The 24,791-nt window shown below is 72.2% G+C and carries 22 protein-coding genes; 7 read left to right on the forward strand and 15 right to left on the reverse strand.

What is annotated here, in order from left to right; all coding sequences use genetic code 11:
* Positions 1 to 292: 292 nt before the first annotated feature.
* The 11 genes from ACYVOM_RS00400 to ACYVOM_RS00450 form a co-directional block, all read right to left on the reverse strand.
* Positions 293 to 757 (reverse strand): Dps family protein, encoded by a 465-nt coding sequence (locus ACYVOM_RS00400; protein WP_460301142.1) that lies wholly within the window; start codon positions 755 to 757, stop codon positions 293 to 295.
* 174 nt (positions 758 to 931) lie between these two features.
* The gene (locus ACYVOM_RS00405; RefSeq protein ID WP_460301143.1) at positions 932 to 1,297 is read right to left on the reverse strand and encodes a helix-turn-helix domain-containing protein; all 366 of its coding nucleotides are present in this window, start codon (positions 1,295 to 1,297) and stop codon (positions 932 to 934) included.
* A gap of 111 nt (positions 1,298 to 1,408) precedes the next feature.
* On the reverse strand, positions 1,409 to 2,686 hold the full coding sequence (locus ACYVOM_RS00410; protein ID WP_460301144.1) for a CinA family nicotinamide mononucleotide deamidase-related protein: 1,278 nt from the start codon (positions 2,684 to 2,686) through the stop codon (positions 1,409 to 1,411).
* A 5-nt stretch (positions 2,687 to 2,691) separates the two neighbouring features.
* Entirely contained in the window at positions 2,692 to 3,225 is a 534-nt protein-coding gene (gene pgsA / locus ACYVOM_RS00415; RefSeq protein ID WP_460301145.1) for a CDP-diacylglycerol--glycerol-3-phosphate 3-phosphatidyltransferase, read from the reverse strand.
* Between the two features lie 17 nt (positions 3,226 to 3,242).
* Positions 3,243 to 4,673: a 30S ribosomal protein S12 methylthiotransferase RimO gene (gene rimO, locus ACYVOM_RS00420; protein ID WP_460301146.1), complete on the reverse strand. Its 1,431-nt coding sequence runs from the start codon at positions 4,671 to 4,673 to the stop codon at positions 3,243 to 3,245.
* 38 nt (positions 4,674 to 4,711) lie between these two features.
* On the reverse strand, positions 4,712 to 5,461 hold the full coding sequence (locus ACYVOM_RS00425; RefSeq protein WP_460301147.1) for a helix-turn-helix domain-containing protein: 750 nt from the start codon (positions 5,459 to 5,461) through the stop codon (positions 4,712 to 4,714).
* Positions 5,462 to 5,545: 84 nt separating this feature from the next.
* Complete coding sequence (locus ACYVOM_RS00430) at positions 5,546 to 8,119, reverse strand: DNA translocase FtsK (protein WP_460301148.1); 2,574 nt, start codon at positions 8,117 to 8,119, stop codon at positions 5,546 to 5,548.
* Positions 8,120 to 8,191: 72 nt separating this feature from the next.
* Positions 8,192 to 8,875 carry a Crp/Fnr family transcriptional regulator gene (locus ACYVOM_RS00435; protein WP_460301149.1) on the reverse strand — a complete coding sequence of 228 codons (684 nt, stop codon included), beginning with the start codon at positions 8,873 to 8,875 and terminating at the stop codon, positions 8,192 to 8,194.
* 79 nt (positions 8,876 to 8,954) lie between these two features.
* Positions 8,955 to 9,812 carry a 1,4-dihydroxy-2-naphthoate polyprenyltransferase gene (locus tag ACYVOM_RS00440; protein WP_460301150.1) on the reverse strand — a complete coding sequence of 286 codons (858 nt, stop codon included), beginning with the start codon at positions 9,810 to 9,812 and terminating at the stop codon, positions 8,955 to 8,957.
* Complete coding sequence (locus ACYVOM_RS00445) at positions 9,809 to 11,371, reverse strand: MFS transporter (RefSeq protein WP_460301151.1); 1,563 nt, start codon at positions 11,369 to 11,371, stop codon at positions 9,809 to 9,811. The genes ACYVOM_RS00440 and ACYVOM_RS00445 overlap by 4 nt, the downstream gene beginning before the upstream one ends.
* A gap of 116 nt (positions 11,372 to 11,487) precedes the next feature.
* Positions 11,488 to 12,468, reverse strand: coding sequence for a DMT family transporter (locus ACYVOM_RS00450; protein WP_460301152.1), 981 nt, complete (start codon positions 12,466 to 12,468; stop codon positions 11,488 to 11,490).
* Here ACYVOM_RS00450 and ACYVOM_RS00455 point away from each other — a divergent pair.
* The 6 genes from ACYVOM_RS00455 (at position 12,467) to ACYVOM_RS00480 (ending at position 20,537) form a co-directional block, all read left to right on the forward strand.
* Positions 12,467 to 13,858 (forward strand): aminotransferase-like domain-containing protein, encoded by a 1,392-nt coding sequence (locus tag ACYVOM_RS00455; protein ID WP_460301153.1) that lies wholly within the window; start codon positions 12,467 to 12,469, stop codon positions 13,856 to 13,858. The two genes, ACYVOM_RS00450 and ACYVOM_RS00455, sit on opposite strands and share 2 nt — an antisense overlap.
* Before the next feature lie 59 nt (positions 13,859 to 13,917).
* Positions 13,918 to 14,397 carry a GNAT family N-acetyltransferase gene (locus ACYVOM_RS00460; protein WP_460301154.1) on the forward strand — a complete coding sequence of 160 codons (480 nt, stop codon included), beginning with the start codon at positions 13,918 to 13,920 and terminating at the stop codon, positions 14,395 to 14,397.
* A 197-nt stretch (positions 14,398 to 14,594) separates the two neighbouring features.
* Complete coding sequence (gene dapA, locus ACYVOM_RS00465) at positions 14,595 to 15,512, forward strand: 4-hydroxy-tetrahydrodipicolinate synthase (protein WP_460301155.1); 918 nt, start codon at positions 14,595 to 14,597, stop codon at positions 15,510 to 15,512.
* 25 nt (positions 15,513 to 15,537) lie between these two features.
* A complete protein-coding gene (locus tag ACYVOM_RS00470; protein ID WP_460301156.1) occupies positions 15,538 to 17,226 on the forward strand; it encodes a ribonuclease J in 1,689 nt (562 codons plus the stop codon).
* A 112-nt stretch (positions 17,227 to 17,338) separates the two neighbouring features.
* The gene (locus ACYVOM_RS00475) at positions 17,339 to 18,766 is read left to right on the forward strand and encodes a serine/threonine-protein kinase (protein WP_460301157.1); all 1,428 of its coding nucleotides are present in this window, start codon (positions 17,339 to 17,341) and stop codon (positions 18,764 to 18,766) included.
* A gap of 163 nt (positions 18,767 to 18,929) precedes the next feature.
* The gene (locus ACYVOM_RS00480) at positions 18,930 to 20,537 is read left to right on the forward strand and encodes a serine/threonine-protein kinase (RefSeq protein WP_460301158.1); all 1,608 of its coding nucleotides are present in this window, start codon (positions 18,930 to 18,932) and stop codon (positions 20,535 to 20,537) included.
* Here ACYVOM_RS00480 and ung read toward each other — a convergent pair.
* Positions 20,527 to 21,186 carry a uracil-DNA glycosylase gene (gene ung, locus ACYVOM_RS00485; RefSeq protein ID WP_460301159.1) on the reverse strand — a complete coding sequence of 220 codons (660 nt, stop codon included), beginning with the start codon at positions 21,184 to 21,186 and terminating at the stop codon, positions 20,527 to 20,529. The genes ACYVOM_RS00480 and ung overlap by 11 nt on opposite strands.
* A gap of 98 nt (positions 21,187 to 21,284) precedes the next feature.
* Between ung and modA the strand changes: the two genes are divergently transcribed.
* Positions 21,285 to 22,007 (forward strand): molybdate ABC transporter substrate-binding protein, encoded by a 723-nt coding sequence (gene modA / locus ACYVOM_RS00490; RefSeq protein WP_460301160.1) that lies wholly within the window; start codon positions 21,285 to 21,287, stop codon positions 22,005 to 22,007.
* A 9-nt stretch (positions 22,008 to 22,016) separates the two neighbouring features.
* Here the strand turns inward: modA and ACYVOM_RS00495 are convergent, their stop codons facing one another.
* The 3 genes from ACYVOM_RS00495 to ACYVOM_RS00505 all read right to left on the reverse strand — a co-directional run bounded on the left by ACYVOM_RS00495 (position 22,017) and on the right by ACYVOM_RS00505 (position 24,778).
* Positions 22,017 to 22,595: a transglutaminase-like domain-containing protein gene (locus tag ACYVOM_RS00495; protein WP_460301161.1), complete on the reverse strand. Its 579-nt coding sequence runs from the start codon at positions 22,593 to 22,595 to the stop codon at positions 22,017 to 22,019.
* Positions 22,596 to 22,600: 5 nt separating this feature from the next.
* Positions 22,601 to 23,356, reverse strand: coding sequence for a 4-hydroxy-tetrahydrodipicolinate reductase (gene dapB, locus ACYVOM_RS00500; RefSeq protein ID WP_460301162.1), 756 nt, complete (start codon positions 23,354 to 23,356; stop codon positions 22,601 to 22,603).
* Positions 23,357 to 23,449: 93 nt separating this feature from the next.
* Positions 23,450 to 24,778, reverse strand: coding sequence for a M16 family metallopeptidase (locus tag ACYVOM_RS00505; RefSeq protein WP_460301163.1), 1,329 nt, complete (start codon positions 24,776 to 24,778; stop codon positions 23,450 to 23,452).
* Positions 24,779 to 24,791 lie beyond the last annotated feature (13 nt).

Genomic DNA, 24,791 nt, shown 5'->3' on the forward strand with positions numbered 1-24,791 from the left:
CCGCCCCGTCACAGCGAAGCCCCCGCCGGCATGACGCCCGCGGGGGCTTTCTCTCGTTCCGAACCCGCCGCCGTCCCGCAGCGGCGAGGACACGTTCCGGCAGTTCCCTCTCCTGGCCGCCCATCGCGGCCCTGAAGCGCCTGAGCGAGCCGAGCAGCCCCTCCCGGGCGCGAACGCCCCACAGACCCTCAGCGGGCCTCCTGGGGACGAAAAAGCCGCGTCCCGTCGGGAATCGGGACGCGGCCCTGTCGGAGGTGCTGCGCCACCTCCGGTGCGGGGCTTTCCAGGAAGGTCAGCGCTGGACGGCGAACATCCAGTGGTGCTTCTCCAGCTCCGCGGTGATGCCGATGAGCAGGTCCTGGGTGACCGGCTCGTCCTCGGTCTCGTTGATCCGCTCGCGGAACCGCGCGATGGCGGTGGCGAGGAGCTCGGTGATCGCGGACACCGCCTTGTCCTCGGGGATCTCACCGGACGGGAGTTCGGCGAGGACCGTGCCGTCGGCGACGGTCCTGACGCGCCCGTCGGGGTGGACCCCGATCATCATGGCGCGCTCCGCGACGGAGTCGGCCGCCTCGCGCACGGTGGCGACGACTTCGTCGAGGTGCTCGTGAACGGTCTTGAAAGTGCGCCCGCTGACGTTCCAGTGGGCCTGCTTGGCGGTCAGTGACAGGTCGATGAGGTCGACCAGGGCTCCTTGCAGGGCCCGGCCGGCAGCTCGCTGGACGTCCTCGGACAGCGGACTGCTCACGGCGGCCATCTGGATCCTCCTGTGTGCTGTGGAGACCTTTGCGTCCTTGCTTGGTCCCTACAACGCCGGTGGGCCCCTTCATATGCCCGCGGGGCCCACCGCGAGTCGGAGCGCCCTGAAGGCGCCGATCATCCAGCAGTCAGGTGCACCGCGCGGTCGGTCGCGCAGCGCACATCAGTCGCGTCAGGCCGCGACCATGTCCCCCCGGAAGGCGTCGCCGGCGATCGCTTCGGGCGAATCGGGTACCGGAGAGGCCGGGATGGTCTCGGAGATGCGCTCGTGAGGGGCGCCGGCCATGACCGGTTCCGCCTGGAGTTCCGCGAGCGCGAGTAGATCGGACACTTCTCGCAGGACGTGCGACAACGGCACGCCCAGCGCCTTGCAGATCGCCGCGAGCAGCTCAGAAGACGCTTCCTTCTGACCGCGCTCCACCTCAGAGAGATATCCCAACGACACCCGGGCCGCGGCGGACACCTCGCGGAGGGTGCGACCCTGGCGCAGCCGGAGCTGCCGCAGAACGTCACCCAGCAGCTGGCGAAGCAGGACCATCGCTCGCTCCCTCCCCATCGTGCGGACCATCTGACTGTTCCACCGTACCCGTCTCCACCCTGAGCTTGGCAGAGCAAGGAAATCGTGTTCGCTGCGAACGTAACGCCTTATTCAGCGCAAACCTTCCAGATCTTCCTGATCCTGTTCCCACTCGCGGATCATCGCAACCCTCAAAACTTCGTGTCGAAGCAGGTCGAGAGCGTGAACCACCGTCATCTCACGGACCAAGGAACGGGCCCGTGACCCATCCGAAGGCAAAGTCAGGGTCGGTGTGAAGGATCGAGAACCTTCGGGACCGCACACCCCGATATGCACCGTCCCCACCGGTTTGCCGTCCTGGGGGTCGGGTCCCGCGACGCCGGTGACGGCAAGGCCGCGGGTCGCGCCGAGCCTGTCCCGCACGCCCTCGGCCATCGCGATCGCGACGTCCGGGTCGACCGCGCCGCGCTCGGCGAGCAGGCCCTCCGGGACGCCCAGCAGCGCGGCCTTCAGCGGGGTCGCATAGGCCGTGACGCCGCCCCGGAAGACCGCGGAGGAGCCTGCCGGGGCCGTCAGCTCAGCGCCCAGCAGGCCGCCGGTGAGGCTCTCGGCGACCGCGACGGTCTCGCCGCGCCCGAGCAGGAGATCGAGGACCGACGCGGCGAGGGTGTCCACCCGGCCTTCGGCGTAGACGGACTGGCCGAGCAGGTCGCGTGCCTTGTCCACCGCGGCCTTGAGCAGTTCCGGGGAGTCCGCGGTGATCCGCACGTCCACCCGGGCCGGGTTCGGCAGATAGGCCAGCGCCACCCCGTCCATCCGCTCCACCGGCGCCAGGCGCCCGGCCAGCACCGTCTCCCAGACGCCCGCTGTGCGCAGCGTCAGCACGGCGGGGGCGGCCGGGCCGCGCAGCTCCGGCAGGACCGTCTCGGTCATGATCGCGCGCATCTCGAACGGCACCCCGGGCAGCGCGTAGACGGGCTTGCCGGCGAACTCCATCCGGATGCCGGGCGCCGTCCCCACCGGGTTGGGCAGCCGCACCGACCCCGCGGGGAGGTCCGCCATGCGCAGGGCCGAGGAGCGCAGCCGCACGCCGTACCGGGTGCTGCGCTCGCGGATCGCCTCCTCGGTCTGCGGATCGCGCACCAGCCCGACTCCGGCGAGGCGCGCGAGGGCGTCGCGGGTGAGGTCGTCGTTGGTCGGGCCGAGCCCTCCGGTGACGATCAGGGCGTCGGCCCGGTCGAGGGCCGCCATGACGGCCTCCCCGATGGCGTCGAGGGTGTCGCCGACGACGGTCGAGCGGACGACCCGAACGCCCGCGCGGGTGAGCTCCTCGCCCATCCACGCGGCGTTGGAGTTGACGATGTCGCCGATGAGCAGTTCGTCCCCGACGGTCAGCAGTTCAACGCGCACCCGACTCAGCCTAGTGCCGCGCGCCGCCTTGCGTTCAGGTACTCCAGGCCCGAGACGACGGTCATGACGACGGCGACCGCCATGAGGATGCCGTTGAGCGGGTCGAGCCGGACCGGCAGCAGGTAGACGAAGATCGCCAGCATCTGGATCGCCGCCTTGTATTTGCCGAGCTTCTCCGCCGCCACGACGACGTCGCTCCGCAGCAGGAACAGCCGGTGGACCGTCACCGGGATCTCCCGCGCGAGGATGATCCAGGTCGCCCACCAGGTCAGCTCGTCGTTCATGGACAGCCCGACGAGGGCCGCGCCGGTGAGCAGCTTGTCGGCGATCGGGTCGACGATCTTGCCGAAGGTGGTGATCTCCTTGCGGCTGCGCGCGATCCTGCCGTCGGCGTAGTCGGTGAACGCCGCGACGACGAACAGCGCGAGCGCGGTGAGCCGCCAGCCGGTGCCCTCGGTGAGGACGAGGATGGCGAAGAACGGGGGGACGAGCGCGATGCGCAGCACCGTCAGCACGTTGGCGGGGTTGAGCGTGCTCACCCGACGGTCCTGCGAGGTCACGGACGCGGGCCCTCTGCTCCGGAGACGAGGTCGCCGTACAGGTCGACGCCCTCGGTGTCGGTGATCACCGCGGTGACGAGGTCGCCGACGGCCAGGCCCGCTCCGCGGACCGTGGTGGCGCCGTCGACCTCGGGGGCCTGGTGGAAGCCGCGCCCTTCCCAGACGCCGGGTTCGGTCTCGCGCTCGACCAGGACCGCGATCTCGGTGCCGATCCGCTCCTCCGCGCGCTGGGCCGTCAGCTCCTCGGCGAGCGCGCTCGCCTCGGCCAGCCGCTCGTCGACCTCCTCGGGGTCGAGCTTGCCGTCGAAGGTCGCGGCCTCGGTGCCGTCCTCGTCGGAATAGCCGAAGACGCCGATCGCGTCCAGCCGGGCGGCCTCCAGGAAGCCGGTCAGCTCGGCGAACTCCGCCTCGGTCTCGCCGGGGAAACCGACGATGAAGTTCGACCGCACGCCGGCCTCCGGCGCGAGCGTCCGGATCTGGGCGAGGAGGTCGAGGAACCTGACCGGGTCGCCGAAGCGGCGCATGCGGCGCAGGACGGGGCCTGACGCGTGCTGGAAGGACAGGTCGAAGTAGGGCACGACGCCGGGGGTGCTCGCGATGACCTCCAGGAGGCCGGGCCTCAACTCGGCGGGCTGGAGGTAGCTGACGCGGACGATGTCCATCACCTGGGTCAGCCGGGGCAGCAGCTTCTCCAGCGCCCTGAGGTCGCCGAGGTCCTTGCCGTAGGAGGTCGAGTTCTCGCTGACCAGGACGATCTCCCGGACGTCGTGGGAGGCGAGCCACTCGGCCTCGGCGAGGATCTCCTCGGGCTTGCGCGAGACGTACGAGCCGCGGAAGGCGGGGATCGCGCAGAAGGCGCAGCGGCGGTCGCAGCCGGACGCGAGCTTCAGCGGGGCCACCGGGCCGCCGCCCAGGCGCTTGCGCAGGACGCGCGGGCCGGACGCGGGCGCGAGGCCCGCGGGAAGGTCGGCGGGCTCCCCGTGCCCCGGCACGTGCACGTGGGCGGCAGAGCGCGCCACGGGGGTGATCGGCAGCAGGGTGCGGCGGTCGCGGGGCTTGTGCGCGGTCAGCGCGCGGCCCTCCACGACGTCGTCGAGGCGCTCGCCGATCGAGGCGTAGTCGTCGAAGCCGATCACCGCGTTCGCCTCGGGCAGCGCGTCCGCCAGTTCCGCGCCGTACCGCTCGGCCATGCACCCCGCCGCGACGACCTTGGCGCCGGTGTCGTGCGCGGCGAGCAGGGTGTCGATCGAGTCCTTCTTGGCGGCGTCGATGAACCCGCAGGTGTTCACCAGGACGACGTCGGCAGCCTCGGACCCCTCCTGGAGCCGCCATCCTGACGCCTCGAGGCGGGCGGCGAGTTCTTCGGAGTCTGTCTCGTTGCGGGCGCAACCGAGGGTGACAAGGGAGACGGTGCGGGGCTCGGGCATGCCTCTAAAGGTAGTGGCCCCGACACCCCACCCGTGACTCAGGAGGCGCCGAGCTTGTCCCCGTCGAAGAACAGGCGGACGACCTGGCCGTCCTTGCCCGGCACGCCGAGGTCCTTGCCGTTGACGGTGAGGACGACTCCCCCGGCGTTGCCGAGCGTGATCCCGACCTTCTTGCCCGTCCAGCTCCCGGTCTTGCCCTTGGCGAGGGTGCCCATGAACAGCTTGTCGCCCTCGACCGGCTCGACCCGCACCCACGACTGTGCCGTCGCGCGGATCTGGACGAGCACGTGGCCCTTCTTGACGGGGGGCACGGCGGCCACCGCGTCGGGGCCCGGGGTCTTCTCGGCGGCGGGCGCGGCGGTCACCGTGTCCTTGGCGACGACGGGGGCCGCCTTCTCCCCCTGATCGCCGCTGAAGAACTGCACGATGCCCCACACGGCCACCAGAGCGAGCACCGCGGCCATCGCGGCGCTCCAGTTGGTCTGGCGGCGCTCCTTGAACTTCAGGGGCGTCTCGGGCTCGAAGGCCATCGCCGCGGAGGCCGTCACGCCGGGCGCGCCGCCATGGGTGTCGTCGTACTCGCGGATCAGGGGTTCGGGGTCCACCCCGAGCACCCGGGCGATGCTGCGGATGTGGCCGCGGGCGTAGAAGTTGCCCCCGCACATCGAGTAGTCGTCCTGCTCGATGCTGCGGATCACGGTCTCCCGGATCCTGGTCCGCTCGGCGACGTGCATGACGGTGAGACCCGAATCACGCCGTGCCTGACTCAGGACTTCACCGATGCTCATGAGGAACCTCCACCGCGAACGCTGTCATGATCAGTCTAGGACCGTGATCTACGCCGTTCCGTAAGGATCGGCCCCGTTTCCGAGTCACGAATTGAGCAAGGCCAGCACTTCGGCGAGTCCATCAGGCTTGACGAGGACGTCCCGCGCCTTCGAGCCCTCCGACGGTCCGACGATGCCCCGGCTCTCCATCAGGTCCATGAGCCGACCCGCCTTGGCGAAGCCGACGCGGAGCTTGCGCTGGAGCATCGAGGTCGAGCCGAACTGCGTGGACACCACGAGTTCGATCGCCTGGACGAGCAGTTGAAGGTCATCGCCGATCTCCTCGTCGATCTCCTTGCGGGGTCCCGCGTCGGCCTGTACGTCTTCGGCGTACTCGGCTTCCATCTGGGCCTTGCAGTGAGCGACGATGCCCGCGATCTCCTTCTCGGAAACGTAGGCGTTCTGCAGCCGCATCGGCTTTGACGCGCCCATGGGCAGGAACAGGGCGTCACCCTGCCCGACGAGCTTCTCGGCGCCCGGCTGGTCGAGGATGACCCGGGAGTCGGCGAGGGACGAGGTGGCGAACGCCAGGCGCGAGGGCACGTTGGCCTTGATGAGGCCGGTGACGACGTCGACGGACGGCCGCTGGGTGGCCAGCACGAGGTGGATGCCGGCGGCGCGGGCGAGCTGGGTGATCCGGACGACGTGGTCCTCGACGTCGCGGGGGGCGACCATCATGAGGTCGGCCAGCTCGTCGACGATGACGAGGAGGTACGGGTAGGGCGTGTAGACGCGTTCGCTTCCGGGGGGCGCGGTGAGCCTTCCCGCCCGGACCGCCTTGTTGAAGTCGTCGATGTGCCGGAAGCCGGACGCCGCGAGGTCGTCGTAGCGCCGGTCCATCTCGCCGACGACCCAGCCGAGCGCTTCCGCGGCCTTCTTGGGGTTGGTGATGATCGGCGTGATCAGGTGGGGGATGCCGGCGTACGAGGAGAGTTCGACCCGTTTGGGGTCGACGAGGATCATCCTGACCTCGTCGGGCGTCGACCGCATGAGGATCGAGCTGATGAGGCCGTTGATGCAGGTCGACTTGCCCGCGCCGGTCGCGCCCGCGATGAGGATGTGCGGCATCTTGGCGAGGTTCGCCACGACGGTGCGGCCCTCGACGTCCTTGCCGAGGCCCACCAGCATCGGGTGCTGGTCGGCGGCGGCCACCTGGGAGCGGAGCACGTCGCCGAGGGACACGAGGTCCTTGTCGGTGTTGGGGATCTCCACGCCGATGGCCGACTTGCCGGGGATCGGGGAGATGATCCGGACGTCCTGGCTCTTGACCGCGTAGGAGATGTTCTTGGTGAGCGCGATGACCTTCTCGACCTTGACGGCCGGGCCCAGCTCGATCTCGTAGCGGGTGATCGTCGGCCCCCGGGTGAAGCCGGTGACCTGGGCGTCCACGTCGAACTGCTCCAGCACCCCGGTGAGGGCGCTCACGACGACGTCGTTGGCCTTCGTGCGCGGTTTGATCGCCGAGCCGGACTTGAGCAGCCCGGGCTCGGGCAGCTGGTAGCCCTCGCCGGACGGGCCGATCTTGAGCTGCTCGGCGCTCGTGGGGGCCGGGGTGGGGTCGGGGACGGTCGGGGCCTCGATCGCGGGGGGCTCGGCCGCGGCCTCCGGCGCGGGCGGCTCCGCGTCGCCGAAGATCTCGTCCGACAGCGGTGGGCGCTTGCGCGACTTGTCCGGCTCGACGACGGGGGTGTCGTAGGGCCGGGTGTGCTGCCCGACCTCGAACTCGCCGTCCTGCTCCTTGTCCCTGTCCTTCTTGCGCCTGCTCCGGCGGCCTCCCCCTTCGCCCTTGCCCTTCTTGGGGTCCTTGGCGTCGCCGTCGGCGGGCCCGTCCGGGACGCCCCGGTCGCGCAGAAGGGTGAGGCGCATCATCTCGTCGAAGCGGTCCGGGATGCGGTGGACCGGGGTCTTGGTGACGACGAGGAGCCCGAAGAAGGAGATGAGCAGCAGCAGCGGCACCGCGACCCACGCCGACAGCAGGGTCTCCAGCGGCGCCGACACCAGCCAGCCGAGGACGCCGCCCGCCTTGCGGACGTGCTCCATGTCGGAGGGCGCGGGGCTGCCCGAGGCGATGTGGACGACCCCGGCGATGCCGAGGAACAGGGCGCTGCACCCGATGGCGATGCGGCCCGCGTCCTCGTGCCGCTCGGGGTGGCGCAGCGTGCTCCAGGCGAGGAAGGCGAGCAGGAGCGGCAGGGCCATCGCGAACTTGCCCAGGCCGCCGCGCGTGATCATTTCCAGGACCTCGGTGAACCAGCCGTGCGGCGTCCACCAGGTGACCGAGGCGAAGACGATGGCGACGCCGAGCAGGCCGAGGCCCGCCCCGTCCCTGCGGTGTTCGGGTTCCAGTTCGCGCGCTCCGTCTCCGTAGGCTCGGAACATGGAGCCGACCCCCCTGGCGACCAGCATCCAGAACGAGGCGAGCATCCGGAAGAAGCCGAGGAAGAGCCTGCTGAGCGGCCCCGGGCCGCGCCGGGGCTCGGGCGCCTTCTTGCGGGGCGGCTGCCGCCTGCCCGTGTGGGACGCCTTCGCGGGGCGGCGTGCTGCGGGGGTTTTGCCGGCGGGCCCCGGGGACCCGCCACGCGAGGAGTTCCGCGTACCTCCGGACGCACGTGAGGCCATGCCGCCGAGCGTAACCCGAGGCGCAAGAGCAACCAAGAACAAAACGGGCGCGTGTCGCGCCGCCCGACCGGTTCAGCCCTCCCCGAGCAGTTTGCGCAGCCCTTCGGAGTCCATGAGGACGATCTTGCGCCAGCGGGTCCTGATGAGGCCCTTCTGGCGCCAGTCGCGCAGCGCGCGGGCGACGGTCTCGCGGGAGGCGTCCACGCAGCTCCCCAGCTCCTCCTGGGACAGCGGCGGCAGGCGCACGCCGCCCTCCTCGGGGGTGCCGCTCTCCTCGGCCAGGTTGAGCATGAGGCGGGCCAGGCGCGCCGCGCCGTCGAGGCTGCCGAGCGCGACGATCCTGCCGTCGGACTGCGCGAGCCTGCGGCTGGCCGTCCGGTAGATGAGCGGCCAGGCCTGGGGGTGGTCGCCGAGGAACGTGGCGAACCGGGCGCGGGTGACGGACAGGGCCGTGACCGCGTGCAGGGCGGTCAGGGTCGCGGTGCGAGGCGAGTCGTTCAGCAGGCCGGTCTCGCCGACCAGTTCGCCGGGCCCGCGCACGGCGATGACGACTTCACGGCCTTCGGGATCGCCGACGGCGACCTTCGCCCAGCCGCTCTTGATGATCAGGACCTGATCGGGGCGTTCGCCCTGGAGCAGCAGGTGCGCCCCGGTCGGATAGGAGCGCACGCGGCCGCCGCGCAGGAGCACCTCGCGCGCGGGGGCGTCGAGACTGCTCCAGAAATTCTCCGGTCGGGGGGGTTCGACGGGGGTCATGGTCTCATTTGACTACGGATTCCCTCCGCGCGATCCCTTCTCTGTAAGGAAATTGCCGGGGGTCCTTGCGGAGCGTGTCTCAGAGCGCGAGGCCGACGGCGAGGAGCACACCGAAGACGAGCTGCACCTTCCCGGCCTCGCCGAGCACCTCGACCAGCTCGGTTCCCTGCGCGCCGTGCAGGACGCGGCGCGACGGGCTGAGCGTCAGCGGCGCCGACAGCAGCGCGAGGAGCGCCCACGGGCGGGCCGCGCCGACGCCGATCACGAAGATGTACGGCACCGACAGGCAGAGGGTGAACAGCACCCGGGACATGGTGTCGCCGAGCACGACGGCGAGGGTCCGCTTGCCCGTGATGGCGTCGGTGTCGAGGTCGCGGATGTTGTTGACGACCAGGACCGCGCACGAGAGCAGCCCGATGGGCACGGCGGCGGCCCAGGCCGTCCAGGGCACGTACTCCAGCTGGACGTACACGGTCCCGACGACGGCGACGAGGCCGAAGAACACGAAGACGGACAGCTCGCCGAGGGCGCGGTACCCGTACGGGCGGGAACCTCCGGTGTAGAACCAGGCGGCGGCGATCGCGCCGGCGCCGACCAGCAGCAGCCACCAGGACGTGACGGCCACCAGGACGAGCCCGGCGGCGGCGCCCACGGCGAAGCTGATCAGGGCGGCGGCGAGCACCTGCTTGGGCGCCTTGACGCCGGAGCCGGTCAGCCGCAGCGGGCCGACCCTGTCCGCGTCGGTGCCCTTGACCCCGTCGCTGTAGTCGTTGGCGTAGTTGACGCCGATCTGGAGGGCGAGGGAGACGAGCAGCGCCAGCGCCGCGCGCCACCACACGAAGTGGCCCTCCCCGACGGCGAGGCCGGTGCCGACGGCCACGGGCACGACGGCGGAGGGCAGCGTCCTCGGGCGGGCGCCTGCGATCCAGGGGTTCATAGCTCTTTTCCGCGCAGCCGGAGGGTCATGATCAGTCCGACGGCGAGGATACCGGCGGTGACGAGGGCGGCGTGGCCGGTCGCGGTGGCCAGGCTCTCGACGGCGGCGCGGGACAGCTCGGGGTCGAGGCTGGAGATGCCGGTGCCGACGTTGGCCTGGAGTTCGGCGGCGGCTTCGGCGTCGCCGGTCCTGGCCTGCATCGCGTGGCCGAGGCTGGTGGCGAAGACCGTGCCGATGACCGCGATCCCGAGCGCGCTGCCCACCTGGCGGGAGGTGGACTGCGTTCCGGACGCCTGGCCCGACTGGCCCCTCGGCACGTCGGCGAGGGAGATGTTGGTGAGCTGCGCGGAGGTCATGCCGAGGCCGAGGCCGTAGAGCAGCATCCAGGGGGCGAGGCCGTAGCCGGTGGTGCCCGCGTGGGTCGTCAGGCCGATGGCCAGGACCGCCGCGAACTCCATCGCCATGCCGCACTGCACGACCCGGGCGGCGCCGACGCGGCGGCCGAGGCGGGCGGCGGTGCCGCCGGACAGGAACGAGCCGATCGCCAGCGGCAGGATCGCCACGCAGATCTGCAGGGGCGAGTCGCCGTGGGCGCCCTGGAGGAACAGCGGGAGGACGAAGAGCAGGCCGAGCTCGCCGACGCTGATGAGGGACGCGGCGGCGTTCCCGCGCCGGAAGTTGGCGATGCGGAACAGCCGCAGGTCCAGCATGACCGGCCGTCCGGCCCGCGCGCGGGCCCGCTCGACCAGCACGAAGGCGACGAGCAGGAGCACGGCGGCGCCGAGGGCGAGCGGCACCGGGGAGATCGGCCAGCCGGGCAGCTCGCCGGAGGCCTGCCACCAACCGTAGGTCTGGCCTTCGATGAGGCCGAAGACCAGCGCGCCGAGGCCGAGCGCCGAGAGCAGGCCGCCCTTCCAGTCGATGCCGCGCGGGCCTGACGCGTCGCGGGTCTCGGGGATGTACTTGAGCACGCCGGCGACGAGCAGCGCGCCGAGCGGCAGGTTGATGGTGAACGCCCACTGCCAGCCGTGGGAGGTGGCCAGCCAGCCGCCGAGCAGGGGGCCGACGGCGGTCATGCCGCCGATCATGGAGCCCCAGATGCCGAAGGCGATCGCGCGGTCGCGGCCGTGGAAGAGGCTGTTCACCGTGGACAGCGTCGCGGGCATGATCATCGCGGCGCCGACGCCCTGCAGGGCACGCGCGGCGATGAGCTCCGCGCCGCTGCCCGAGGCCGCCACCGCGAGGCTCGCCACGACGAAGACCGCGGTGCCGAGGACGAACATCCGGCGGCGGCCGTACAGGTCGGACAGGCGCCCGAAGCTGATCATCAGGGCGGCGAAGACGAGCGAGTAGATCGAGGTCAGCCACTCGGCCTGGGTGGCGCGCAGCCCGATGTCGTCGACGACGCTGGGCAGCAGCACGCTGACGATCGTGGCGTCCACGACGATGAGCGACACCGCGAGACTGATGACCGCGAGGCCGAGCCAGCGCCCCTTCCCGCCGGGCGGGGCGGCCGCCTCATCTCGGGGGTCGGCGGTCGTCGGCGCACTCATGCTCATCCCGGTCTTCGCTGGTGGTCGTGGAAACGGGCCCAAGCCTATTCCCGCCTCCGGAGCGTCCCGAACAGCCCCCTCCCCGCGCGTCCGACGGCCGGAAAGAGGGCCTCGGGGGCCGGTCAGACGAAGGGGCTCCGGTGCCGCACGCGAAGGTCGGACCTGCGGATGTCGTGCGGAGGACGGGACGCGGGACGGGGACGGGCGGCCGGGGTGCGGGGGGCACGGGAGGCGCGCTGGGTCCATGCGACGCAGCCGAGGACGGCCAGGGCGGCGACGTAGGTGAGCGGTTCGAAGGGGTCGTTCAGGAGGAGGGCCGCCCAGACGAGAGTGAGGGGCGGCTGGAGGAGCTGGACCTGTCCTGCCCTGGCGATGCCGGCCCGGGCGAGGCCCGCGTACCAGGCGAAGAAGCCGAGGAACATCGAGAAGAGCGTCACGTAGGCGAAGCCGCCGAGGGAGCGCGGTGTCCACACGGGCTCGGAGGTGGCCAGGAGCCAGACCGTGACGGGCACCGTCAGGGGCGTGTAGAGGACGAGCGCCCAGCAGACGACCTGCCATGCGGGACGGGAGCGGGCCAGGCGGCCTCCCTCGGCGTAGCCGACGGCGCACAGGACGAGCGCTCCGAGCAGCAGGAGGTCGGCCGGGCTGAACGAACCGCCGCCCTGCCACAGCGTGAAGGCCGTGACGCAGGCCGCGCCCGCCAGCGCCGCGCGCCAGAAGCCGGGTGCGGGCCTCTCCTTGGCGAAGAGGACCGCCGCTACGGCCGTGGCGGCCGGCAGGAGCCCGATGACCACTGCGCTGTGCGAGGCGGAGGCGCCGTGCTCAAGGGCGAGCGTGGACAGCACGGGGAAGCCGACGACCGTGCCGAGGCCGTTCAGCAAGAGGCCTCTGGGCTCGCGCGGGAGGCGGGCCTTCGCGCACAGAAGGGCGATCGCGGCGGGGACTGCCACGAACGCGGCCCTGCCCATGCCGATCAGGTAGGGGTCCAGTCCTTCGAGCGCCAAGACCGTGCTCGGCAGGGTGAGGGAGAAGGCGAGGACTCCTCCGAAGGCGAGGAGGAGCGCTATCGAATCGGAGGAAGTAGCGCTATCGTTATCTCTCATGAACAACGATAGCAGTGTGGCCTCCCTCGCCACCAGGCTCAGGCGCGAAGCCCATGGGCTGAGGGCGGGCACCCGGATGCCGTCGAGCCGGGTGCTGACCGAGCGCTACCGCGTCAGCCCGGTCACGGTGTCCAGGGCGCTGGCACTGCTCGTCGCCGAGGGCGTGGTGGTGACCAGGCCAGGAAGCGGCACCTTCGTGGCCGAGCGCGCGATCGCGCCCGGCGCCGCCGACCGCAGCTGGCAGAACGCCGCGCTCGGCGAGCGCCGCGTCGACGCCTCCGGGGTCGCCCTCGGGCTGGTGCCCGTCCCCGACGGGGTCGTGCCCCTCGTCGGCGGCTACCTGCCCGAAGGGCTGCGGCCCTCCCGCGCGCTGGCGGCGGCGAGCGCACGGGCCGGGCGGCGGCCCCAGGCCTGGACGGCTCCCCCTCCCGAGGGCCTCCCCGAGCTGCGCGCCTGGTTCGCCGGCCTGACCGGCTGCGCCCCCGAGGACGTCCTCGTCTCCGGAGGCGGCCAGGCGGCCCTCTGGCTCGCGCTCCGCGCGATCGTGCCGCCCGGCGAGCCCGTCCTCGTGGAGTCGCCGACCTACCCCGGGGCCATCGCCGCGGCCCGCGCGGCGGGGCTCGCGCCCGTCCCGGTCCCGGTGGACTCCGGCGGAGTGCGCCCCGACCTCCTCGCCGAGGCCTTCGCCCGCACCGGCGCCCGCGCGTTCTTCTGCCAGCCGACCTTCCACAACCCGACCGGCGCGGTCCTGGCCGCCGACCGCAGGGCCGAGGTCCTGAAGATCGCCCGCGCGGCGGGCGCGTTCATCGTCGAGGACGACTTCGCCCGGCACCTGTCCATGGGCTCCGCCCCCGCCCCCCTCGTCGCCGGGGACGCCGCCGGAACCGTCGTGCACATCGCGTCCCTCACCAAGGCGACGGCGCCGTCCCTGCGGATCTCCGGGATCGTCGCGCGGGGCCCGGTCGCCGAGCGGATCAGGACGGCCCAGCTCGTGGAGACCTTCTTCCCGGCGAGGCCGCTCCAGGAGACCGCTCTGGAGTTCGTCTCCTCCCCCGCCTGGCCGCGCCACCTGCGGGCCGTGTCGGCGGAGCTGAGGCGCCGCCGCGACGTGCTGGCCGCCGCCCTCGCCGAGCACCTCCCGGAAGTGAAGATCCCCTTGCTGCCGTCCGGCGGGCTCTACCTGTGGGGCCGGCTCCCCGACGGCGTCGACGACGTCGCCCTCGCCGAGGCGGCCAAGGCCCACGGGGTGGCCATCGCCCCCGGCAGGCCGTACTTCCCCGCCGAGCCTCCCGCGCCGCACCTGCGCCTCAGCTTCAGCGCCGCCCCCGACATCGAGGCCCTCCCCGAGGGGGTCCGGCGGCTCGCCTCCGCCCTGCGCTCCACGCGGTAGCGTGACCGCCCATGACGGACGTCGGCGTAAGGGACACGAGACTCGGTGACACTCCAGCGGTGGCCGAGATCCAGGTGAGGGCTTGGCAGGCCGCCTACCAGGGCTTCATGCCCGCCGAACCGCTGGCGGAGATGACGGCGTCGGCGGAGGTGTGGCGGGAGCGCTGGGCCGAGGCGGTGACCTCGCCTCCCTCGGCGAGGCACCGGGTGCTCTCCGCGGTCGCGGACGGGGTCGTGGTCGGTTTCGCCGCCTATGCCCCGGCCGCGGACCCCGACCAGGACGCCGAGGCCGCCGAGCTGATCACCCTGGCCGTCGATCCGACGCGGGCCCGCGAAGGGCACGGCAGCCGCCTCCTGGCCGCCGTCGCCGACCAGTGGCGCGAGCACGGCTTCAAGACCGCCGTGACCTGGGTCTTCGCCGACGACACCGCCCAGCGCGCCTTCCTGGAGCCCGCCGGATGGGCTCCCGACGGCGCCACCCGCACCCTCGACCTCGGCCGCCCCATCACGATGCTCCGCCTGCACACGTCACTCGTGTGACGCCCCCGCGAAGCACCGTTTCCGACTCGTGACCGAAGATCTCCCGAGATCCGGGTAACGCCCGAATCGGCACGCGCGATAGCGGGATAGACGTCGTTTCGATCCGCGTACCCCCGAGCGTGGATCGAAACGGCGTCTCCTTCGCCCAGGACCTCACGCTTCCCGTGTGGGTCGCCGCGCGGGGTACGGTTCGGTGCATGGCACCCAGCACAACACCCGACGTCCCGTTCGGCCGGATGCTCACCGCGATGATCACCCCGATGCACGCCGACGGCGCCGTGGACGCCGACGGCGCCGCCGAGCTCGCCGCCCGGCTGGTCGACGAGCGCCGGCACGACGGCCTGGTGATCAACGGCACCACCGGTGAGTCCCCCACCACCGACGACGCGGAGAAAGAGCGCGTCCTGCGCGCGGTCGTGGAGGCCGTCGGAGACCGGGCGGCCATCGTGTTCGGAGCCGGGAGCAACGACACCCGCCACAGCATCCACCTGGCGAAGATGGCCGAGCGGGCCGGCGCGGACGGGCTCCTCACCGTCTGCCCGTACTACAACAAGCCTCCCCAGGAGGGCATCTACCGTCACATGACGGCGATCGCCGACTCCACCGGCCTCCCCGTGATGCTCTATGACATCCCGGGCCGGGCAGGCGTGCCCATCGCCTCCGAGACCCTGATCCGGCTGGCCGACCACCCCAGGATCGTCGCCGTCAAGGACGCCAAGGCCGACCTCTTCGCCTCGTCCCAGGTGATGGCGGCCACCGACCTCGCCTACTACTCCGGCGACGACAACCTGAACCTCGCCTGGCTGTCCCAGGGCGCGGTCGGGTTCGTCAGCGTCGTGGGGCACGTGGCGGGCACCGAACTGCATGAGATGATTGACCTCTACAGGTCCGGTGACGTCACCGGGGCGCTGGCGATCCACCGTCGGCTGCTTCCCGTCGTCGCCGCGATCATGACCAGGACACAGGGGGTCATCGCGGTCAAGGCCGCGCTCGCCCTCCAGGGATTGCCCAGCGGGACGGTGCGCGCCCCGCTGGTCGACGCAGGCGCCGAGTTCACGGCGCGACTGCGCGAAGACTTGATCACAGGGGGTATCAAAGTGGAGGCCGCTGAGTGAGTTTGACCATCTATGAGGGCGCCGTATGAGTCACCCGCATCCCGAACTGGGCCTGCCGCCCGTCCTTCCGCAGGGAGCCCTGCGGATCGTCGCGCTGGGCGGGCTCGGTGAGATCGGCCGCAACATGGCCGTCTTCGAGTACGACGGGCGCCTGCTCATCGTCGACTGCGGCGTGCTCTTCCCCGAGGAGGAGCAGCCCGGAGTCGACCTGATCCTGCCCGACTTCGACTACATCCGCGACAGGCTCGACCTGATCGAGGCCGTGGTCCTCACGCACGGGCACGAGGACCACATCGGCGCGGTCCCGTATCTGCTGCGTGAGCGGCCCGACATCCCCCTCGTCGGCTCCCGCCTGACGCTTGCGCTGGTCGAGGCCAAGCTGTCGGAGCACCGGATCAAACCGAGGCTCCAGGTCGTCGCCGACGGCGAGCGCCGCTCGCTCGGACCGTTCGACTGCGAGTTCCTCGCGGTCAACCACTCCATCCCCGACGCGATGGCGGTGGGCATCCGGACCCCGGCCGGGCTCGTGGTCCACACCGGCGACTTCAAGATGGACCAGCTCCCCCTCGACGGGCGGCTCACCGACCTCGGCTCGTTCGCGCGCCTGGGGGCCGAGGGCATCGACCTGCTGATGTCGGACTCGACCAACGCCGAGGTCCCCGGCTTCGTCACCAGCGAGCGCGACATCTCCGGCGCGATCGACAACGTGTTCCGCACCGCCCAGGAGCGGATCATCGTCGCGTGCTTCGCCTCGCACGTGCACCGCGTCCAGCAGGTCCTGAACGCCGCTGTGAAGGCCGACCGCAAGGTCGCCTTCGTGGGGCGCTCAATGGTCCGCAACATGGGCGTGGCGCGCGAACTGGGCTATCTGGAGGTCCCTGAGGGCCTCCTGGTCGACCCCAAGGCGCTCGACGAGCTGCCGCCCGAGAAGATCGTCCTGGTCTGCACGGGTTCGCAGGGCGAGCCGATGTCGGCGCTGTCCCGGATGGCCAACCGCGACCACCACCAGATCCGGATCACCGAGCGCGACACGGTGATGCTGGCGTCGTCGCTCATCCCGGGCAACGAGAACTCGGTCAACCGGGTGATCAACGGCCTCACCCGGTGGGGCGCGCGGGTCGTGCACAAGGGCAACGCCCTCGTCCACGTCTCCGGCCACTCCTCGGCGGGCGAGCTGCTGTTCCTGCTCAACCTGACCAAGCCGTCGAACTTCATGCCGGTGCACGGCGAGTGGCGGCACCTGCGGGCGCACGCGAAGCTCGCGTCGCTGACGGGCGTGCCCGACGAGAACATCGTCATCGCCGAGGACGGCGTCGTCGTCGACCTCGTCGAGGGCCACGCGCAGATCGCCGGCGCGGTCCCGGCCGGCTACGTCTACGTGGACGGCTCCAGCGTCGGCGAGATCACCGAGACCTCCCTCAAGGACCGCCGCATCCTCGGCGAGGAGGGCTTCGTCTCGGTCGTCGTGGTCGTCGACTCCTCCACCGGCAAGGTCATCGCCGGGCCGGAGATCCACGCGCGCGGCGCGGGCATCGGCGACCAGGACTTCCGGGAGGTCCTCGACCGCATCGACGCCGCGATCTCCGAGTCCGCGGCCGACGGTGTGGCCGACGTCCACCAGCTCCGGCAGAAGATGCGCCGGACGGTCGGCAAGTGGGTCAGCGAGTCCTACCGCCGCCGCCCGATGATCGTCCCGGTCGTCATCGAGGCCTGAGGCCAGGCCGGTGTTCCTTCCGGCGCCCCCGCGGGGGCGCCGGAAGGAACCCGATCCGTCACGAGATCGAACAAGCGCCCTGTCCGGGGCGCTTTCGCCTAGAGTCCCGTCCATGGGCCAATCCCTCGGACCAGAAGACCCCGCGACCCTCGGGCCCTACCGGCTCACCGCGCGCCTCGGCGCGGGCGGCATGGGCACGGTCTACCTCGCCTCCGGCCCCGCCGGGGACCGGGTCGCGCTGAAGGTGATCCACCGCGAGTCGGCGGGCGATCCCGCCTTCCGCGACAGGTTCCGGCGCGAGGTCGCCGCCGCCCGACGGGTGCGCAGGTTCTGCACCGCCCCCGTCCTCGACGCCTCGGTGGACACCGAGCCGTTCTACGTCGTCACCGAGTACGTCGCCGGGCCCACCCTCGCCGAGGCGGTCCGCGACGGAGGGCCGCTGCGCGGCGCGGACCTGGAGGGCCTCGCGGTCGGCATCGCCACCGCCCTGGGCGCCATCCACGACGCGGGCCTGGTGCACCGTGACCTCAAACCCGCGAACGTCCTGCTGTCGGCGGTCGGCCCCCGGGTGATCGACTTCGGAATCGCCCGCGCGCTCGACGCGCGCACCGGGGTGACCCACACGGGTCAGCTCATCGGCACCCCCGCCTACATGGCCCCCGAGCAGGCCACGGGAGCCGCGGTCACGCCCGCGACCGACGTGTTCGCGTGGGCCGCCGTCCTCGCCTTCGCCGCGACCGCGCGCGCCCCCTTCGAGGGCCGCACGATCCCGGAGGTCCTCTACCGCGTCGCGCACGAACCCCCGAACCTTGGCGGCGTCGACCCCGCCCTGCTGCCCCTGCTGGCCGCCGCTCTCGACAAGGACCCGGAGCGCAGGCCCACCGTCCCGGCCCTGCTCTCTGCCCTCACCGGCGGCTCCTCCCCGTCCGCCGCGGGCACGGCGCCGCTCCCTCCGCCTGCCGCAGGCCCCGTCCAGCCCCCTCCCCCCGCCGCCGGATGGTCGCCCTCGACGCAGCCCGGCGTCCGGCCCGCCAGGGGGCACTGGTACGCGGTGGCGGCCGCGCTCGCCGCCGTGGCCGCGGTGGCCGCCCTGTTCGTGCTCAGGCCCGACGGGCCCGACCGGGCCGCGCCGAACGCGACCTCGACGCCGACCGCGACGGCCACCGGAGAAGCCGCCGCCGACGGCCCCGCGGCCCCCTCCTGGACCACCGCGGGCGCATCCGTCCCCGAGGCCATGATCGGCACGTGGACGGGCGTGGTCGACCAGACCGGGGCGAAGGCCAACACCTACACCGTCACGGTCACGCTCTTCCATGGCGGCCACTCCGAGGTGGTCGGCCGCACGAGCTACAGCCTTCCGTGCGAGGGCGAACTCGTCCTGGAAGGGGTCTCCGGGCAGTCCGCCACCTTCGGCGAGACGATTCTGTCCGGCGGCTGCTCGCCCGCGTCCGACCTTGTGCTGACGCTCGTCGGCGACGGCCTCCGCCTCACCTTCGCCGACTCCGGCGGCAACGTCGGCAGGGCGCTCCTCGAACGCTGACCGGCGGCGACGGAACGCCGCCTTCGCCGCGTGGCGCGGTGGCCGCCGAAACGGTCTCGGAGGGTTACCGGAGGCCGCTCGCCCCGACGTGGCGTCGGTCACGTTCGGAGGTTGGGGGAGATCCGTTCGCTTTGCCGGGAGTCCGCGGGGTAAAGGTCTGGTCATGACCCACCCCCTGCGCCCGGACGATCCGGACACGGTCGGCCCCTACCGGCTGACCGGACGGCTGGGCGCCGGCGGCATGGGCACCGTGTACCTCGGCGCCGACGACGCGGGGCGCTCCGTCGCGGTGAAGGTGATCAATCCGGGCGCGGCGGGGGACCCGCAGTTCCGGGCGCGGTTCCGGCACGAGGTCGAGGCCGCGCGGCTGGTCCGCCGGTTCTGCACCGCTCCTGTCCTCGACGCCCAGGTGCACGACGAGCCGCTCTACATCGTCACCGAGCACGTGGCGGGGCCGACGCTGGAGGAGGCCGTCGTGCGCGGCGGCCCGCTGCGCGGAGCCGATCTGGAGGCCCTGGCCGTGGGCACCGCGACGGCCCTCGCGGCAGTCCACGACGCGGGCCTGGTGCACCGCGACCTCAAGCCGGCCAACGTGCTCCTGTCGGCGCTCGGCCCGCGCGTCATCGACTTCGGCATCGCCCGCGCGCTCGACTCCGGCGGCGGCGTCACCCGGGCTGGGCAGCTCGTCGGGACGCCCTCCTACATGGCTCCCGAGATCGTCCGCGGCGGCGAGCCCTCCCCGGCGTCGGACGTCTTCTCCTGGGGCTGCGTCATCGCCTTCGCGGGCACCGGACGAGGCCCGTTCGAGGGCGGCACCATGCCGGAGATCCTCTACCGGATCGCCCACGACCCGCCCGTGCTCGACGGCCTCGACGCCGCCCTGCTGCCGCTGGTCTCGCGCGCGCTGGCCAAGGATCCGGGCCGCAGGCCGACGGTCGGCGAGATCCTGGGCTCCTTCACGGGCGCCCCGGCCGCAGGGAGCGAGGAGACGCTCGCCTCCGCCGAAGCCGTCCCGCCGCTCGACGTCCCACCGCCTGACGTCCCCCTGGCCGCCGAACCCCTGGCCGCAGAACCGCTGCCCGCCGAACCGCCCCCGGCCCCCGCCGCAGCCATGCGCGGGTCGGACGGCTCCCCGTTCATCGCCGTCGACGAGGACGGGGCGCCGCTCATCGGCCCGGTGCCCGAGCCGCCGACGCCCCCGGCCCCGACCGTCTCCCCTTCCCGCGCGACGACCGGCGCGGGCGGCGCGACCGGCCCCGACCTGCCCGAGGAGGCGGCGACGATCCCGCCCGACGGCATCGTGGTGACGCGCGCGGGCCTGCGGGCCGGCATCGTGATCGGCGCCATCGCGAGCCTGCTGGTGGTGCCCCTGCTGGTGGGGCTGGCGTGGCTGGTGGCCGACGGCGCCGGAGCCGAAGGGGCGGACCCCGGGCCACGGCGCAGCAGCCTGCTCGCCGTGCCCGAGGGCTTCCTGGGCCAGTGGCAGGGGCGGGTCGTGCGCAGCGGGACCAAGGGCGTGGGCCGGCCGGTGACGGTCTCCCTCACCGAGGGCGGGCTCGGCGAGAAGATCGGCACGAGCGCCTACCCGGGCTGCACCAAGGACCTCACTTTGACCAGGGCGGACGCGGTGGAGCTCCTCGTCCTGGAGTCCGGGACGGGGCCGGGCTGCGCGGGCGCGGTCTCCTCGCTCACCCTCTCGCTCACCGACGAGGGGCTGGTCTACGGCCTTGAGGACGGGGGCGCCGCCGCGGTGGGCACGCTCACCAGGTGATCTCCGCCTGGCCGGAGTCGGCGAGCGCCTTGTTGGCCTTGCTGAAGGGCTGGGTGCCGAAGAAGGCGCGGGCGCTCAATGGGCTCGGGTGGGCCGACTCGTGGACCACGTGCTGCGGGTTCGTCACCAGGGCGGCCTTCTTGCGGGCGTAGGCGCCCCACAGGATGAACACGACGCGCTCGGACTTGGCGTTGAGGGCGCGGATCGCGGCGTCGGTGAACTCCTCCCAGCCCTTCTTGGCGTGCGAGCCCGCCTCGCCCGCCCGGACCGTCAGGACCGCGTTGAGCAGCAGGACTCCCTGGTCGGCCCAGCGGGTGAGGTCGCCGCTCGCCGCGGGGGCCACGTCGAGGTCGGTGGCCAGCTCCTTGTAGATGTTGCGCAGCGATGGCGGCAGCTTCACGCCTTCGCGGACGCTGAAGCTCAGCCCGTGCGCCTGGCCCGGACCGTGGTACGGGTCCTGGCCGAGGATGAGCACGCGCGCGTCGGCGAGGGTGGTGCGCCGGAAGGCGTTGAGGAGGTCCTCGCGCGGCGGGTACACGGTGGCCGCGGCGTACTCGCCCTCGACGAAGGAGCCCAGGGCGGCGGTGGCGAGGGGATCGAGGTCCATGGCGTCGCGCCAGTCCCCCGGAAGCTGCTCGATCAAGTCCATGCCCAGACCCTAACGAGCCCCGCTGACAGAACGCGGGCTTACGGCGTATCTGGCGCTACCGGACGCGAGGGGTGCTTGATCCTAATATCGTCTTGGGCATGCGCGCCCTGGTGATCGCCCTCGTGATGCTCGCGTCCACCGGGTGCGCCGCCGGCTCCGGCGGGCCGGTGACGCTGCGGGTCCTCGCGGGCTCCTCGATGACGGAGGTCCTGTCGGACCTCACCGCCGTCTACCACCAGCGCGTGCCGCACGTGCGCTTCCGGCTCGACTTCCGCGGCGCGCAGGAGCTGGCCGACGAGGTCGACCGGGCGGACGTGGTCGCGGCGGGCGACGTCGCCGCACTGGAGGACCTCCGGGACGATCTCGGCACCCCCTACATCGTCGCCGCGGACTCGCTGACCATCGCGGTCGCCCCCGGCAACCCGCTCGGCCTCACCGGCGTCCGGTCGCTGGAGCGCGCGAAGCTGCGGATCGTCCTCGGCACCTCCATCGGACCGCTCGGCCGCTACTCGCAGCAGGTCCTCACCAAGGCGGGGGTGCCGGTCGCGCTGAAGTCGGAGGAGGTCGACTCCCGCGACGTGCTGGACCTCGTCAGGTCGGGGCGGGCGGACGCGGGCCTGGTCTACCTCACCGACATGAAGACCGCCGGGGCTGCGGCGAGCAGCGTCGCCATCCCGGCGGCCTTCAACATCAAGGCCGAGTTCCCGGCCGCGCCCGTGGCCGAGTCCGACCACCTGCCGGAGGCCAAGGCCTTCGTCGAGTGGCTGGCCGGGGACGAGGCGCGGGCCCTGTTCCACAAATACGGCTTCCAGGCCCCGTAGGACGGCCCGTCAGCCGAGGTCGGAGGGAAGTCCTCCGGCGGCGACCGAGGAGCTGTCCTCGGCCTCCTGGAGCGCGCGCAGCACCGACGGGAGCGGCTCGGCGAAGACCTGGGGATAGGTCTCCTCCCCCGCTTCGGCGTCCGGGTGGTAGGCGAGGATGTCCTCCTCGGCCGAGAACCACGTGCGCAGTCCCGGGCGGTCGCCGCGCGGGTCGAGCCGGATCCAGTCGTCGCCGAGCTGCACCACGGCGAAGCCGTGCAGCACGAACCCGCCCTTGCCGTCCGACAGGCGCTGGTAGCCGAAGCCCGAAGGGATGCCGGCCAAGCGCAGCAGGGCCACGTACAGGTGGCTCTTGGCGTAGCAGAAGCCGGTGCCCTGTGCCAGGACGTCCGTGGCCCGCCAGGGCACCCGGGGGTCCTCGGCGTCCATGCAGTGGGTGATCTCGTCGCGGACGAAGTCGAAGGCCGCCTGCGCGTAGGCGAGGTCCCCGTCGGGGAACCGCGACGACAGCGCCTGGATCGACTCGTGGTCGAAGTCGACGGCCTCGGAGGCCCCGAGGAAGTCCCAGGGCTCCCCGACGAACTCCATGCCCGTCACAGGCCCAGCAGCGGTTCGAGGCCGACGGTGACGGCGTCGGGCAGGCCGGCGACCTTCCGCACGCCCAGCAGGACGCCCGGCATGAACGACTCGCGGTTCATCGAGTCGTGCCGCAGCGTGAAGATCTCGCCGTGCCCGCCGAGCAGCACCTCCTGGTGGGCCACGAGCCCGGCCAGGCGCACCGAGTGGATCCGAACGTCCTCGACGCTCGCGCCGCGGGCCCCGTCGATCTCGGTGGTGGTCGCGTCCGGCATGGCGGCGCAGCCGGCTTCGCGGCGCGCCTCGGCGATGAGCTCGGCGGTCCGGTAGGCGGTGCCGCTGGGCGCGTCGGCCTTGTTCGGGTGGTGCAGCTCGACCACCTCGACGGACTCGAAGAACGGCGCGGCCCGGCGCGCGAAGTCCATCATCAGCACCGCGCCGACGCCGAAGTTCGGGGCGATCAGCACCTTGGCCCCCGGCTGCGTCTGCCCGGCGTTCTCCGACTGCCAGCGCCGGATCTGCTCGACCCGCTCCGGCTCGAACCCGCTGGTCCCGACGACGGCGTGGATGCCGTGGCCGATCAGGTACTCCAGGTTCCCCATGACGACGCCCGGGTGGGTGAAGTCGACGACCACCTCGGCGCCCTGCAGCGCGTCCAGGGAGTCGCCCTGGTCCACGACCGCGACCAGCTCCATGTCGGCCGCCCCCTCGACCGCCTTGACGACCTCGGCGCCCATCCTGCCGCGTCCGCCCAGCACTCCGACCTTGATCATGGAACCCTCCGAGCTTTACAAATCCCTCAAAAAGTGCACACTTACTGAAGCGGGAACCGGGTCAACGCGCCGACCCGGCTCCCGCACTACCCGTCAGACGGGGAACTCCCGGTCCTCGAACGGGCCGATCACCGTCAGGGTCGGCCGCTGCTCCAGCAGCTCGGCCGCCAGGGCGTTGACCTCGTCGAGGGTGACGCCGTCGATGCGCGACAGCACCTCGTCCACCGGCATCAGCCTGTCGTAGACGAGCTCCGCCTTGCCGATCCGGCTCATCCGCGACCCGGTGTCCTCCAGGCCCAGCACGGTCGAACCGCGCAGCTGCCCCTTGCCCCGCTCCAGCTCCTCAAGGGTGAGCCCGCCAGAGGCCGCCTTGGCGAGCTCCTCCTGGCAGATCTTCAGCACCTCGTCGACCTTGGCCGGCTGGCATCCCGCGTACAGGCCGAACGAACCCGTGTCGGCGTGCTGGGAGGTGTAGCTGTAGACCGAGTAGGCCAGGCCGCGCTTCTCCCGGACCTCCTGGAAGATCCGCGAGGACATGCCGCCGCCGAACGCCGCGTTCAGAACGCCGAGCGCGAACCGCCGCTCGTCGGTGCGGGCCAGCGCCGGGACGCCCAGCACGAGGTGGGCCTGCTCGGTGTCGTCGACGATCAGCCGGGTGCCGCCGCCCAGCGTCGGGGTCGGCTCGCCGCCGATCCGCGCCGGGGTCGGCCTGTCCGCGCCGCTGAGCCGGCCCGCGAAGGCCTTCTCGACCAGCGCCACGACCTTCGCGTGGTCGACGTTCCCGGCGACCGCCACGACGAGGTTCGGCGCGTTGTAGTGCGAGTGGTAGTACCGGGCGATGCCGTCCCGCTGGAGCGCGTTGATCGTCTCGACGGTGCCGAGGATCGGCCGGCCCAGGGGCGCGTCGCCGTACAGGGCGATGGAGAACTCGTCGTGGATGAGGTCCGACGGGTCGTCGTCGCGCATCGAGATCTCTTCGAGGATGACGCCGCGCTCGGCCTCCACGTCGGCCTCCTCGATAACTGAGGAGGTCAGCATGTCGGAGACCACGTCCACCGCGAGCGGCAGGTCGGAGTCGAGCACCCGCGCGTAGTAGCAGGTGTACTCCTTGGCGGTGAAGGCGTTGAGGTCGCCGCCGACCGCGTCCATCGCCGCGGAGATCTCCAGCGCCGACCGGCGGGAGGTCCCCTTGAACAGCAGGTGCTCCAGGTAGTGGGTCGCGCCCGCGTCGGCGAGGTCCTCGTCGCGCGAGCCGATACCGGCCCAGATCCCGAACGCCACCGAGCGGACCGTCGGCATGGTCTCGGTGACGACCCGCAGCCCGCCGGGCAGCACGGTGCGCTGCACCACGCCGACCCCGTCGGCGCCGGGATGGAGGATGACGGTGCTGCCTGGCTCCTGCTCGACCGCTGGGATGCTCAACTCAGGTTCTCTT

The organism is Actinocorallia aurea (assembly GCF_054783995.1).